11 protein-coding genes are annotated in these 12,298 nt (G+C 72.2%); 5 read left to right on the top strand and 6 right to left on the bottom strand.

Annotated elements, in window-relative coordinates:
* Positions 1-22 precede the first annotated feature (22 nt).
* From ligA to IEZ13_RS32610, 3 genes are read right to left on the bottom strand one after another with little or no spacing between them, the layout of a single operon-like run.
* Positions 23-2,050, bottom strand: coding sequence for an NAD-dependent DNA ligase LigA (gene ligA / locus IEZ13_RS32620; RefSeq protein WP_183225226.1), 2,028 nt, complete (start codon positions 2,048-2,050; stop codon positions 23-25).
* Positions 2,051-2,086: 36 nt separating this feature from the next.
* Positions 2,087-2,596 (bottom strand): HAD domain-containing protein, encoded by a 510-nt coding sequence (locus IEZ13_RS32615; RefSeq protein WP_183225227.1) that lies wholly within the window; start codon positions 2,594-2,596, stop codon positions 2,087-2,089.
* On the bottom strand, positions 2,593-3,201 hold the full coding sequence (locus tag IEZ13_RS32610) for a TetR/AcrR family transcriptional regulator (RefSeq protein WP_183225228.1): 609 nt from the start codon (positions 3,199-3,201) through the stop codon (positions 2,593-2,595). The genes IEZ13_RS32615 and IEZ13_RS32610 overlap by 4 nt, the downstream gene beginning before the upstream one ends.
* Positions 3,202-3,298: 97 nt before the next feature.
* Here IEZ13_RS32610 and IEZ13_RS32605 point away from each other — a divergent pair, with 97 nt between their 5' ends.
* From IEZ13_RS32605 to fxsT, 5 genes are all read left to right on the top strand, one after another.
* The gene (locus tag IEZ13_RS32605) at positions 3,299-4,288 is read left to right on the top strand and encodes an ABC transporter permease (RefSeq protein WP_183225229.1); all 990 of its coding nucleotides are present in this window, start codon (positions 3,299-3,301) and stop codon (positions 4,286-4,288) included.
* A gap of 86 nt (positions 4,289-4,374) precedes the next feature.
* Positions 4,375-4,842 (top strand): DUF4334 domain-containing protein, encoded by a 468-nt coding sequence (locus tag IEZ13_RS32600; protein ID WP_183225230.1) that lies wholly within the window; start codon positions 4,375-4,377, stop codon positions 4,840-4,842.
* Between the two features lie 3 nt (positions 4,843-4,845).
* A complete protein-coding gene (locus tag IEZ13_RS32595; RefSeq protein ID WP_183225231.1) occupies positions 4,846-5,886 on the top strand; it encodes an NAD(P)-dependent alcohol dehydrogenase in 1,041 nt (346 codons plus the stop codon).
* Positions 5,887-5,896: 10 nt separating this feature from the next.
* Positions 5,897-6,385: a cupin domain-containing protein gene (locus IEZ13_RS32590; RefSeq protein ID WP_183225232.1), complete on the top strand. Its 489-nt coding sequence runs from the start codon at positions 5,897-5,899 to the stop codon at positions 6,383-6,385.
* A gap of 135 nt (positions 6,386-6,520) precedes the next feature.
* Positions 6,521-9,412 (top strand): FxSxx-COOH system tetratricopeptide repeat protein, encoded by a 2,892-nt coding sequence (gene fxsT / locus IEZ13_RS32585; RefSeq protein WP_268240173.1) that lies wholly within the window; start codon positions 6,521-6,523, stop codon positions 9,410-9,412.
* A 78-nt stretch (positions 9,413-9,490) separates the two neighbouring features.
* On the opposite strand, the gene IEZ13_RS32580 is transcribed toward fxsT, so the two are convergent.
* The 3 genes from IEZ13_RS32580 to IEZ13_RS32570 are packed head-to-tail and all read right to left on the bottom strand — an operon-like array spanning position 9,491 to position 12,143.
* Positions 9,491-10,741, bottom strand: coding sequence for an HEXXH motif domain-containing protein (locus IEZ13_RS32580; RefSeq protein ID WP_183225234.1), 1,251 nt, complete (start codon positions 10,739-10,741; stop codon positions 9,491-9,493).
* Positions 10,738-11,943 carry an FxsB family cyclophane-forming radical SAM/SPASM peptide maturase gene (locus tag IEZ13_RS32575; protein ID WP_229795365.1) on the bottom strand — a complete coding sequence of 402 codons (1,206 nt, stop codon included), beginning with the start codon at positions 11,941-11,943 and terminating at the stop codon, positions 10,738-10,740. The genes IEZ13_RS32580 and IEZ13_RS32575 overlap by 4 nt, the downstream gene beginning before the upstream one ends.
* Positions 11,944-11,948: 5 nt before the next feature.
* Positions 11,949-12,143 carry a hypothetical protein gene (locus IEZ13_RS32570; protein WP_183225235.1) on the bottom strand — a complete coding sequence of 65 codons (195 nt, stop codon included), beginning with the start codon at positions 12,141-12,143 and terminating at the stop codon, positions 11,949-11,951.
* Positions 12,144-12,298: the final 155 nt, after the last annotated feature.

Below are 12,298 nucleotides of genomic sequence, written 5' to 3'. Positions count from 1 at the left end.
ATGATCTCGCCGCGAGCCGGTGTCAGGCGAGCATGCGCGCGAACTCCTCCGGGTCGATCACCGGGATGCCGAGCTGAACCGCCTTCTTGGCCTTGGCGGTGGTGGTCTCGGCGGTGACCAGCGCGGTGGTCTTCGCCGACACGCTGCTGCTGGCCGACCCGCCCAGCGCCTCGATCCGCTCGCTCACCGTCGTGCGGGTGTAGCCGGGCACCGAGCCGGACACCACATACGTCTTTCCGGCCAGCGGCTTCGCCCCGCCGTCGTCGATCACCTCCATGGTCAGCCCGTGTGCGGCCAAACGGTCGATGACGTCGCTCATCGCCACCAGGCCGTCCACCACGTGCTGGGCCTTGATGAGGCCCATCTTGTCGATCTCGGCGATCTCCTCGACGGTGGCGGCGCGCAGCGCCGTCATCGACTTGAACCGCGCCGCCAGCCACCGGCCGACGCTGCGGCCGGTCATCCGGATGCCGAGCCCGGTGACCACCCGGTTGAACGGCTGCCCCTTGCTGGCCGCCAGCCCCGCGACGATCCGCTCCGCGTTGGCCCGGCCGAGCATGACCGTCCCGCCGGCCACGGTCCTGCCGACCGGCAGCTCGGCGATGTCGTCGACGGAGAGCCCATACAGGTCGGCGACGTCGCGGGCCAGCCCCGCCTCGATGACGGCGTCGCAGAACGAGTCGCCGGCCCCGTCCACGTCGAGGGCCTCCCGGCTGCACCAGTAGGCCAGCGCGTTCGCCGCCGCGCACGAGGCGGTGTGGCAGCGCCAGAGCAGGCTGCTCCTGTCCCACGGCTCGCCGCACTGCGGGCACACCTCGGGCGCCACCCACGGGGTCAGCCCGTGGGGTTGCTCGCCGATCGGCGAGGTGACCCGCGGGATGACGTCGCCGGCCCGCCACACCGCGACGGTCTGCCCGAGGGCGAGGCCCTGCTCGGCGACCCACTGCGGGTTGTGCAGGGTGGCCTTGGTGACGGTGGTGCCGCCGACCTGCACCGGGTCGATGATCGCGCGCAGGCTGATCCGCCCGGTCCGGCCGACCCGCACCTCGATCTCCCGCAGCACGGTGGAGGCGGTGTCCGGTGGGTACTTGAACGCGGTCGCCCAGTACGGCGTGCGGGAGGCGAGGCCGAGCCGCCGCCGGGTGCTCTCGGCATCAGCCTTGATGACCGCGCCGTCGATCGGGAAGACCAGCTCGGATCGCCGGGCCCCGATCGCCTCGATGGCCGCGATCACCTCCTCGGCGGTGAACAGCTCGCCGCCGACCCCGTCGATGAGCCGGCAGGCGGCCGGGAAGCCGAGCTCCTCGGCCCGTGCCATCCGCCCGAGGTGGCTGCCGGCGGGGTCGACCCCCTCGCCGGTGATCTCGTAGGTCGCGAAGGTCATGGGAGCCTCGTAGGCCCGGTCGATGCTGCGGATCGCCCCGGCGACCGCGCCCCGCGAGTTGACGAAGGCCTTGCCACCGGCGGCCACCCGGTTGGCGCTGGCCGCCTCGAAGTCGGCCACCGTCATGTAGACCTCGCCGCGCACCTCGCCGGTCCAGGGGGTGGTCAGCTCGGCCGGCAGCCCGGTCACACCGCGGCGGACCTGGGCGGTGACCTCCTCGCCGGTGGCGCCGTCACCGCGCAGCGCGGCCAGCACGAGGCGACCCGCCACATACTCCGCGCGGAGGGCGAGGCCGTCGAGTTTGACCTCGACCAGGCACCCGTCGCCGCCGAGGGTGGCGACGAACGCGGCCACCTCCTCGGGCGTCTTGATCTTGTCGAGGGAGAGCATCGCGGTGGGGTGCCGGACGTCGCCGCCCGCCGAGGCCCCCGCGGCCACGGCGGTGGTGATGCCCTTGTCGTCCCAGTCCGGATGCTCGGTGAGGGCCGCGGCTATCCGGTCGGCGAGCACGTCGTACTCGGCGTCGGTCATCATCGCGTCGCCGGTGTCGTAATACGCCTGAGCCGCGTGCCGCGCCGACTCGACGGCCCGGTCGAACTCGGCTCGGGAGGCGAACGCGGCGATACCCACTGGAGCGAGGCCCGAAGAAGGGGAACGATTGACCATGCCAGGAGGGTACGGCCGGGGTCTGACAAATTTCGCTCAGCCGCCGGCGCCGCCGAGGAACTCCCGGATCCGCCGTAGATGCGCGGGCCGCAGCCCCCGGGTGGCGTTCGGCCCGATCAGCAGCGCCCGGCCGTCCGCCTCCCAGGGCGCGGACTCCCCGGCGTGGTGGGCCACCTCGACGTCGTCGGTCCACACCAGGCGCCGCCCGGAGGCGATCACCCGCCGCGCCGCCGCCAGTTTCGCGGCGCAGGCGGCATCGCCCGGGACCGGTTCGCCGAAGGCGCGGGGCAGCCTCGGCAGCCCGAGCCCGTCCTCCAGCGCCGCCGCGTCGCTGCACCATGTGCTGCACCAGGTCACCTCGGCGAGCCCGTCCTCGTGGACCCGCCGGATCGCCGCGACGAGCCGGGGCTCGTACCGGATCCGGTAGTCGTACGCGTCCGCCTCCGAGTAGACCTGCACCACCCGCGGCCCGGCGTACCACCCACCCCGGAAGGCGTTGACCACCCCGTCCACGTCGAGCAGCCAGACCGGCGGCCCTGCGGTCACGGCTGCCCCAGCAGCGCCCGCACGCCGGACACGTAGCCGGACGGGTCGGTCAGCGGGACCAGGAGGCGCTGGAGCACGTACCCCTGAAGGAGGCTGAGCATCGCCGCGCCGATCTGGTCCGGATCGGTGCCGGCCGGCAGGTTGCCGGCGGCCTGCCAGCGGCGGGCCACCTCGGCGCAGTGCCCGCGCAGCCGCAGCACCACCCACTGGGCCCGGTCGTACACCTCGGGGCTGCGCAGTGCCTCGGCCCACACCTGCACGCCGAGCCGGGTGATGTCCACGCCCGGCAGCGGTCCGTCGACGAGCCGCTCGTGGATGGCCGTGATCATCGTGGCCACCGCGTCGGCCGGGGACGGCACGGCCCCGTCGGCGAGCAGCGCGCCGAAGACGTCGTCGGCGGTGGCGTGCGCGAGGTCGGCGACCGCCGCGATCAGCTCCTCCTTGCTGCGGAAATAGCTGTAGACGGCGCCGGCGGAGAGCCCGGACTCGGTGATCAGGTCGGCCATCGAGGCGCCGTGGAACCCCTTGACGGCGAAGACCCGGGCGGCCGCGGCGAGGATCTCGGCGCGACGGCCGGCCCGGTGTTCGTCGGTGACGCGTGGCATACGTCCCACGCTAAAACGAACGACCGTTCTTGACAAACACCCGGAACGGGTCCATCGTTTAAAACGAACCACCGTTCACTTTAACGAAGGAGCCGTCATGAAGCAGGTCACCGCCACGGTCGGGCTGCTCACGGTCATCATCAGCGTGCTGCTCACCGCCTTCGCCTGGCCGGCGGTCCGGTCCTCGGTCCACGACGTCCCGATCGCCGTCGCCGGTCCGGCCCCCGCCGTCGCGCAGGTCACCGCCGCGCTGGAGCAGCGCCTGCCGGGAGCGTTCGACGTCACCGCCGTCACCGACACGGCCGCCGCCGAGCGGCTGATCAAGGACCGGGAGGCGTACGGCGCGATCGACCTCACCTCCGGCACGCCCCAGGTGATCACCGCCTCGGCCGCCAGCACCGCGGTCGCCCAGACCCTCCAGGCCCTCGGCACGGCGCTCGCCCATGAGGGCCAGGCGCCCACCACCGCCGTACGAGATCTGGCCGCCCTGCCCACCGACGACCCGCGCGGCGCCGGCCTGGCCGCCGGGGCCCTGCCGCTGGTGATCGGCGGCATCCTGGCCGCCGTCCTGCTCACCGCCCGGGTCCGCGGCACCGGCCGCCGGGTGGCCGGCGCGCTCGCGTTCGCGGTGACCGGCGGCCTGGCGATGGCCGCGATCCTCCAGTTCTGGCTGGGCTCGCTGGGCGGCGACTACCTCGCCAACGCCGGGGCGATCGGGCTCGCCGTCGCGGCCACCGCGCTCACCGTGCTCGGTCTGGAGTCCCTGCTCGGGATGGCCGGTGTCGGCATCGGGGCGGCGACCATGATGCTGGTCGGCAACCCGCTGTCCGGGGCCGCGACCGCCCCGCAGATGCTGCCCGGCTGGTCCGGCGCGCTCGGCCAGCTGCTGCCGCCCGGCGCCGGCGGATCGCTGCTGCGGTCAACCGCCTTCTTCGACGGCGCCGCCGCCACCCGGCCGGTCATCGTCCTGCTCGCCTGGCTCGCCGTCGGCGCGCTGCTCTGCCTGGCCGGCGCGATGCGTGCCCGCCGCCGCCCGGCGACGGCGCCCGCCGAGCCGGCCCGGGAGGTCGCCACGGCGGCGGCCTGAAATCCCGGCCGGGAGCCGCCCCGGCCTGTCGCCTTACGGCGTCCCGTCGGCTTATATTGGCGGGACGCCAATAAGGAAGGCCGGTCATGGACGCCGAAGCTGCCCGCCTCCGCCTCGCCGAGATCCGCGCGGCCGGCGGCGAGACCACCATCGACGAACTCGACGACCTGTGGGCGGCCCTGCCACCGGTGCGCCCCGAGGACATCCTCGGCGCCTGGCGCGGGAGCGAGTTCGCCAGCGGCCACCGCTTCGAGGGCTACCTGGCGAAGATCCGCTGGCACGGCAAGCGGTTCGACTCGCTCACCGAGGTGGCGCCGCTGGTCTGCCGCACCGACGGCGGCGAGCTCTTCGACGACGTCGAGCGGGCCAGGGGCGGCGCCAGCCTGTGGCCGGTCGAGTTCCGCGGCGAGACCACGGCCACCATGGTCTACGACGGCCAGCCCGTGCTCGACCACTTCAAACAGGCCGGCGAGAGCACCCTGCTCGGCGTGATGAACGGCAAGGGCGTCCTGGACGAGGGCCGCCACTACTACTTCGTGCTCGAGCGGGAGTGACCGGTGCGCATCCAGGCGGCCCTCGTCGAGCGGGCCGGAGCGGCCTTCACCATCCGTGACGTCGATCTGGAGCCACCCCGCGACGACGAGGTGCTGGTCCGGATGACCGCGGCCGGCATCTGCCACACCGACCTGGCGATGCGCGGCCGCTGGCCGGAGAAGATCTCCCCGATGGTCTTCGGCCACGAGGGCGCGGGCGTCGTCGAGGCGGTCGGCGCCGCGGTCGGCTCGGTCCGGGTGGGCGACACGGTGGCGCTCAGTTACCGCAGCTGCGGCGGCTGCGACCAGTGCACCGGCGGCCATCCGGCCTACTGCCTGCGCAGCGATCTCAACATGCGCGGCACGCGGGCCGACGGGAGCAGCCCGCTCAGCCTCGACGGCTCCGCCGTCTTCGGCAACTTCTTCGGCCAGTCCAGCTTCGCGACACACGCCCTCGCATACCAAACCAATGTGGTACGGGTTCCCGCCGCGCTCTCCCCGCTGATCGCCGCACCGCTGGGTTGCAGTGTGCAGACCGGCGCCGGCACCGTCCTCAATGTGCTGCGCCCCTCCCCCGGCGACACGGTGGCCGTCTTCGGCTGCGGCGGCGTGGGCCTGAGCGCGGTGATGGCGGCCGTCTCCCTGGGCTGCACGGTCGTCGTCGTCGACCCGAACCCGGCCCGCCGGGAACTGGCGCTCTCGCTCGGCGCGACCGACGCCGACGTGACCGGAGCGCACCACGCGATCGACACCACCGGCCGCCCCGACGTGATCACCCGGGCCATCGGCGCGCTGCGGCGGCGCGGCACGCTGGCCCTGGTCGGCCTGGGCGGGAAGGCCGAGTTCGACATCATGACGGTGATGTACAACGGGATCCGGATCCGTGGCGTGATCGAGGGCGACGCCGCCCCGGCCACCTTCCTGCCGCAGCTCATCGACCTGCACCGGCTCGGCCGTCTGCCGGTGGAGCGGCTGGTCACCGAGTACCCGTTCACCGAGATCGAGGCCGCCGCCCGCGACGCCGCCACCGGCAAGGTGGTCAAACCGGTGCTCACTTTCGGGTAGATATAGGTCTATGACATATCCGCCTCCGAAATATCACGGGGAGACCGGGGAGAAGAGCGCGTGGCACCGGCCCGCCGACACGAAACCGGAGCTCGTCTACCCGAACGGCACACAAGTCCACTACCTCGCCACCGGCGCGTCCACGGGTGGCCTCTTCGGCCTCTACCGGTGGGAGTGCGGGCCCGGGGTGACCGGACCGAATCCGCATTTCCACCGTTCCATCAGCGAGTCGTTCTACATCCTGTCCGGGGTCATGAGCATCTACAACGGGGACCGGTGGATCGAGGCGGAGCCGGGTGACTGGGTGCATGTGCCGATCGGCGGTGTGCACGGCTTCAAGAACCGGTCGGGCGCGCCGGTCTCGATGCTGCTGCACTTCTCGCCGGGCGCGCCGCGCGAGGGCTACTTCGAGGGGCTGGCCCGTCTGGACGAGATGAGCGACGACGAGAAGGCGGCGTTCTACCTGGAGCACGACAACATCTGGATCGATCAGGGCTGATGCGTGAAGGCGCCGCGGGTGCGGACCGGCTTGCCGGAGATGGCACCATGCGGCGCTTTCCGCGACCCCCGTGAGCAACCCATTTCGGATATCCTTCGGTTCGAACTCCATCCGCGCCTTCGGAAATGAGAAGCCGTGTCGGACCTGGCCTTTTCCCGTGAAAAGCTCCTCGAGACCCTTCTTCAAGTGCAAGGCCTGTCCGATCGCTCCGCGCGGGACGCACGCGTCGAGGAACTGAACGGCATGCTCGCCGCGCCCCTGCGCATTCGCCGTTCGGACGACGCGGCCGAGGATCTCGCCGCCATCCTGGAGGCGGCCTCCACCGCGCCGAACGGTCTGCGCCTGTTCGCCGAGACCGTGATCCGCTGGCATCCCGGTGACGCGTCCGCCCGGTTCGGGGCGCTCGCGGCGGGCAGCCGCCCGTCCCGGCCCCGGGTCTACCGGCCGGAGGAGCGGATCGTCGGCGACATCCCGATCCGGAACAGGAATTTCACCGGCCGGGTGGAGCTGCTGGAGCGGCTGGGCGCCACACTGTCGAAGGAGTCGACCACCTCGGTTCTCCCGCCGACGCTCAAGGGCCTCGGCGGCGTCGGCAAGACCCAGCTCGTCATCGAGTACGTGCACAGGAATCTGGACCGCTACGACCTGATCTGGTGGATCCCGGCCGAGCAGTCGTCCACCGTGCTCGCCTCGCTGACGCAGCTGGCGCAGCGGATCGACCTGCCGATCGCCGACGACCAGCAGGAGACCGCCCGGACCGTGCTGAACTGGCTGGCCGCCGGTGGCGACGACCGGGACTGGCTGCTGGTCTACGACAACGCCGACGAGCCGTCCGACCTGACGCCGCTGCTCCCGTCGACCGGCGGCCACGTGATCGTGACGACCCGGATCGAGGAATGGAGCCACATCGGCATCCCGATCGAGGTCGACGTGTTCCGGCGGGACGAGAGCGTGCAGATGCTCACCCGGCGGACCCAGGATTCCAGCTCGCTGGCGCCGATCACGGATGACGAGGCGGACGAGCTGGCCGAGGCGCTCGGTGACCTGCCGCTGGCCCTGGAGCAGGCGGCGGCCTGGTATCTGGCGACCGGCATGCCGGTTCCGGAGTACATCGAGTTGCTGGGTGAGCGCAGCGAGCTGCTGAACGAGGGAAAGCCCGCCGACTATCCGCTGACCGTCGCCGCGTTCGTGTCGGTCGCACTGGAGAAGCTGGACAACAACGACCGGGCCGCGGCCCAGTTCTTCGCCCTGTTCGCGTTCCTCGGTGGCGAGCCGGTCCGGCAGTCGCTGCTGGTGCGCGGCGCCAACGCGGCGCTAACCGCCGAGCTGCGGGCCGCGCTCAACGACTCGATCTCGACCGGCCGGATGGTTCGCGAGCTGCGTAAGTACGGTCTGGCCAAACAGGTCGGCCGGTCCACGTCGGCGATGGCGGCCGGCGACCGGACACCGCGGCTCCAGGTGCACCGGCTGGTGCAGCGGGTGCTGCGCGACACGCTCAACCCGGAGTTGCGCCAGGAGACTCTGCGCAACGTGCAGCGGCTGCTGGCGGTGGCCAAGCCGGGCGACCCGGACGAGGTCGGCGAGCTGGCCCTGCAGAGCGAGATGGGCCCGCACCTGACGCCGGCGGACATGGTGCACTCGGGCACCCCGGAGGGCCGGCAGACGGTCCTCGACCACGCCCGCTACCTCTACATCGTCGGCGACTACGAGAACAGCCGGGCCCTGGCGAGCCGGGCCTCCGAGGAGTGGTCGAAGGACGAGACCGATCCGCTGCTCGGTCCGGACGGGCAGTCCACTCTGCTGGCCCGGGCGCAGATCGCCAACGCGATCCGGGCGCTGGGCGACAGCAGCACCGCCTCCGAGCTGCTGCTGGACACGTACAACCGGTTCCTCGGCAGTCCGCTGCTGGGGCCCGAGCATCCGTACACATTGATCACCGGCAACCAGCGTGGGCACGACATGCGCATCGCCGGCCAGTACCGCGAGGCGATGGCGTTCGACGAGGAGAGCTACCGGCTGCACCGGGAGGTCTTCGGCGACGAGGAGACGTACACGCTGCGGGTGAAGGGCAATCTGGCGGTCGACTACCGGCTGTTCGGTGACTTCGCGCAGGCGCTGAAGCTGGACGAGGAGATCGTCTCGCACTGGGCCGACCAGGGCATCGTCGACGCCAACGTGATCCGCACGCACATCAACGTGGCCCGCGACTTCTACGGTCTCGGCCACTACAACGCCGCCCTGGAGCGGCTGCGGGAGTGGCTGCCGGAGCAGGAGCGGCTGCTCGGCGCCCGGCACGGCTTCGTGCTGATGTCCGAGCGGACACACGCCATCACCCTGCGGAAACTGGGCCGGCTCGCCGAGGCGCTCGAGGTGATGCGAACCAACCACGAGCGCACCGCCAACCGCTTCAACCTGCCGTTCAACCGCAGCCACGAGTTCTCGGTGGCGGCCACGGTGAGCCTGGCCAACGTGCTGCGGCAGGCCGGCGAGTTGCCGGAGGCGGCGGAGCTGGCCGACGACGCGCTGACCCGCTACCGCGACGACTTCGGCGACGACCACCCGCTGACCCTGGCCGCCGAGGTGAACCGGGCGATCATCATGCGGGCCGCCGGGCTGTTCGAGGAGGCGTTCGCACTGGACCAGCACGCGTACCCGCGGTTGCAGGTGAAGCTGGGCCCGGACCATCCGTACACGATCTGCGCCGGCACGTCCCTGGCCAACGACCACGCGCTGGCCGGCCGGCACGGGGCGGCGCTGGAGCTGTCCGAGGAGATGCTGCGCCTGAGCCGGGGGGCCGACGCGAAGGGCACGAAGGCACGCGGCGGTCAGGACCATCCGTACGTGCTGATGCGGGCCATCAACCTGTCCCTGGATCTGCGGGCCACCGGCGCCGAGGAGCGCGGCGCGACACTCTTCCGCGATTCGCTGGATCAGCTGAGCGGCCTGCTGGGCGCCAACCATCCCGAGGTGGCGGCGGCCGCGGCCGGGCAGCGGCTCGAGGGCGACATCGAGGCGCCGCCGACCTGATCGGCGAGGCCGGGCTTGTCGAGGTCCGGGTTTCGATCCTTTCCGGAAGCTAAACGCGGACCGAGACCAGATAGATCTCTAGCCGTTGCGGTCCTGCCAGGCGCCGTGGATCCGGGCGAGTGTGTCGCGCGCCTCGCGGGCCACGGCGTCCGGGACCGGTTCGGCCAGCAGGCGGTCGGCGGTCCGGCGCAGTTCGGCCGTGAAGCGCAGACCGTCGGCGGTCAGCGACCCGGACTCCTCGACGGCGGTGAGCCCGCGGTCCACCTGCAACCGGGTCTCGGCGAATCGGGCCTCGGCCACCGGGATCACGCCACGCAGCGCCCGCCACGTGTCGGCCACCCCGGCGAAGGCGTAGACGCCCTGGAGCAGGCCGGGCAGCGGCCGCGGGTCGGTACGCCACGGTGCGAAGTACCGCCCCTCGTCGTCCGGATCGGTCAGCTGGACCAGGTCGAGGATCGCGCTCAGCTTGGAGTGCTGGAACTCGTGCACGAGGGTGACCGCGAAGTCGGCGGGTGTGCCGGGGCGGGTCAGGCCGAAGACACCGAAGGCGTGCCGGATGGTGGCGCTGCGGGCCGATCGCGGGTCGGTCTGCAGCAGCGGGACCAGCGTCTCCAGACCGGCGGCCAGTTCGGCGGCCCGTTCCGGCAGGCGGGTGGCGAGCAGCGTCCACGCGCCGGTGAAGGTCTCCTGCCAGCGCCGCACCTCGTCGCCGGGCAGCCGGTTCGCGGGCGGCACGTGGTGCCCGTGCCGGTAGGGGTGCACGTCGTCGAGCGCCAGGTCGATCGACTGCCCGCGGGCGTCGGCGGTGAGCCGCCGCACCGGCAGCCAGCCGTCCCCGCCGGGCAGTTCGACCACGCCGTCCGCGCTGAGCCGGAACAGCCGTCCCCCGGTCGTGCTCACCTCGACCGTGGCGGCGTCCCCGGCCTCGATGGCGCCGACGCCGGGCAGTACCGCGAGGCCGTGGTGCACCGGGACCGCCACCGAGCCGTCGACGCCGGCGCGCGCGGCCGCGACCACGGCGATCGCGGAGAGGTATCCGAGGTCCCCGGCCGATGCCTCACCCTGGAGCACGGCCCGGCCGGTGATGGCCGCCCAGCCGCCGGTGAGCGGTTCCCCGATGACCCGGTGGAACGCGGCCGGGTCGGCCTGCCGGGCGCGCTCCAAAAGCTCTCCAGCAGAGTCATGAGCCGACTCCAGCAGGAACCGGATGAGCAGCAGATGCTTGCTGAGCTGGGTGCGGCGCAGCTCGCGGATCGCCTCGGTGCCGCCGAGCCCGCCCGCCAGCGCGGCGAGGGCGTCCGGGGCCAGCCGGTGGACGGCGGCGGTCATGATCTTCTCCCGAGGGAAACGGCGACACGGTCGTAGACGTGGCGGACGAGGGCCAGCAGGTCGGCGCAGTAGACGGACGGCGACCGGAATCCGGTGCCGTGCCGGTAGCGGTGGGCGTAGTGGCCGCCGCCGCAGAACGCGACGGCCGGACAGGACAGGCAGTCCTCGGCGAGCGCCGCGCGGCCGATCTGCCGGGCCACGATGCCGGGGTGGTCGAGCGCCTCGTCGAGGTCGTGGCGCAGCACGTCCAGCCCGGTGGAGCAGGCCCCCTCGTAGGCGCTCTTCAGCGCGTCGACCTGCTCGATCGCGCCGTCCGACTCGACCACGACCACGCCGGACGGGCTGAGGCCGAGCTGCTCGCCACGACTCGCGCCGCCGAGGACCAGGTTGATCGCGTCCTCGAAGATCCGGATCCGGGGCGGCGCCTCCTCGGCGTACCAGCGGTCGAAGACGGCGATCAGCCAGTCGGCGTACGGCGTGGCGCGCCCCTCGACCGGCGGTGGTGGGGAGTCCCTGTTGGCGTGCGGCAGCAGCAGGTCGATGGCCGGCGGGTCGAACGCCCGCAGCTGTTCGTAGCAGGCCAGCGGGTTGGTCCCGGCGGCCACGGTGCAGAGCAGTCCGGCGTACGCGGGCCGGTTGTCGGGTTTCTGGAGCAGGGTGAGGGCGCGTTCGACGGCGGCGAAGCTGCCCCGGCCGTTGGGTGTCCGCCGGTGCCGGTCGTGGTCGGCGGCCACCCCGTCGACGCTGACGCCGGCCTGGATGCCGTTCTCCAGCAGCATGGCGACGTTCCGCTCGTCGAGCAGGACGCCGTTGGTCTGCATGCCGATGTCGACCCGGCAGCCGTCCGGGAACGCCGCGCGCGCCGACTGTGCGAGTTCGGCGATACGCTCCCGCCCGTACAGCAGAGGCTCTCCACCGTGCAGAACGATCCGCACGCGGGTGAGTCCGTGCTTCCGCGCGTGCGCGGCGAAGCGCGTGAGCGCCGCGTCGCGCACCTCGTCGGGCATGGTCCGGGGCCGCTCACGCCAGGTCTGATCCGGGTGCTCGTACACATAGCAGTACGAACACGCCAGATTGCACCGTTGGTGGACTTTCAGCACCATCTCCCGGAACGGGACCGGCAGGTGCCCGGCCGCGCGCACGGCGGCCACGTCCAGTTCGGCGTACGGCCAGGGAGCCGCGGTGTGCGGCGCCGGGGCCACGGCCGTCAGTCCTCGGCGACGAACGAACCGAACGCGCTGATCACGCCGTCGGTGTCGGCGAGACCGTCGAGCACCTGCCGCAGTGACCGGCCGAGCACTCCGGAGGTCTCGGCCGCCAGCGACTCGATCGGGAGGTCGGAAACATCGGCTAGCGGGATCCACCGATCCTCGCTGGGCGCCTCCGCCGATGCAGCATTCATGGTGACCTCCTCCGGCGCTCCCGGCTCCGGCGCCGGAAGGCCCTGTCAAACCCTGTCAATATGTGGTTGACCTGGTAATTCGCGGTTTATGTCGCCCCCACGGGGAAACGAGGGCGACCGTCCCAGGCTACGGTTCGAGGCCTCCGCCGGATCGG

The sequence above is a fragment of the Actinoplanes campanulatus genome, from assembly GCF_014647795.1.
In the GTDB taxonomy this organism is placed as follows: domain Bacteria; phylum Actinomycetota; class Actinomycetes; order Mycobacteriales; family Micromonosporaceae; genus Actinoplanes; species Actinoplanes campanulatus.
This window is presented reverse-complemented; position numbering and strand designations above follow the sequence as displayed.

Excerpts from the sequence above, each read along its gene's own strand:
- ligA (WP_183225226.1), bottom strand. The coding sequence starts at position 2,050 with ATGGTCAATCGTTCCCCTTCTTCGGGCCTCGCTCCAGTGGGTATCGCC.
- IEZ13_RS32610 (WP_183225228.1), bottom strand. The coding sequence starts at position 3,201 with ATGCCACGCGTCACCGACGAACACCGGGCCGGCCGTCGCGCCGAGATC.
- IEZ13_RS32605 (WP_183225229.1), top strand. The coding sequence starts at position 3,299 with ATGAAGCAGGTCACCGCCACGGTCGGGCTGCTCACGGTCATCATCAGC.
- IEZ13_RS32600 (WP_183225230.1), top strand. The coding sequence starts at position 4,375 with ATGGACGCCGAAGCTGCCCGCCTCCGCCTCGCCGAGATCCGCGCGGCC.
- IEZ13_RS32590 (WP_183225232.1), top strand. The coding sequence starts at position 5,897 with ATGACATATCCGCCTCCGAAATATCACGGGGAGACCGGGGAGAAGAGC.
- IEZ13_RS32580 (WP_183225234.1), bottom strand. The coding sequence starts at position 10,741 with ATGACCGCCGCCGTCCACCGGCTGGCCCCGGACGCCCTCGCCGCGCTG.
- IEZ13_RS32570 (WP_183225235.1), bottom strand. The coding sequence starts at position 12,143 with ATGAATGCTGCATCGGCGGAGGCGCCCAGCGAGGATCGGTGGATCCCG.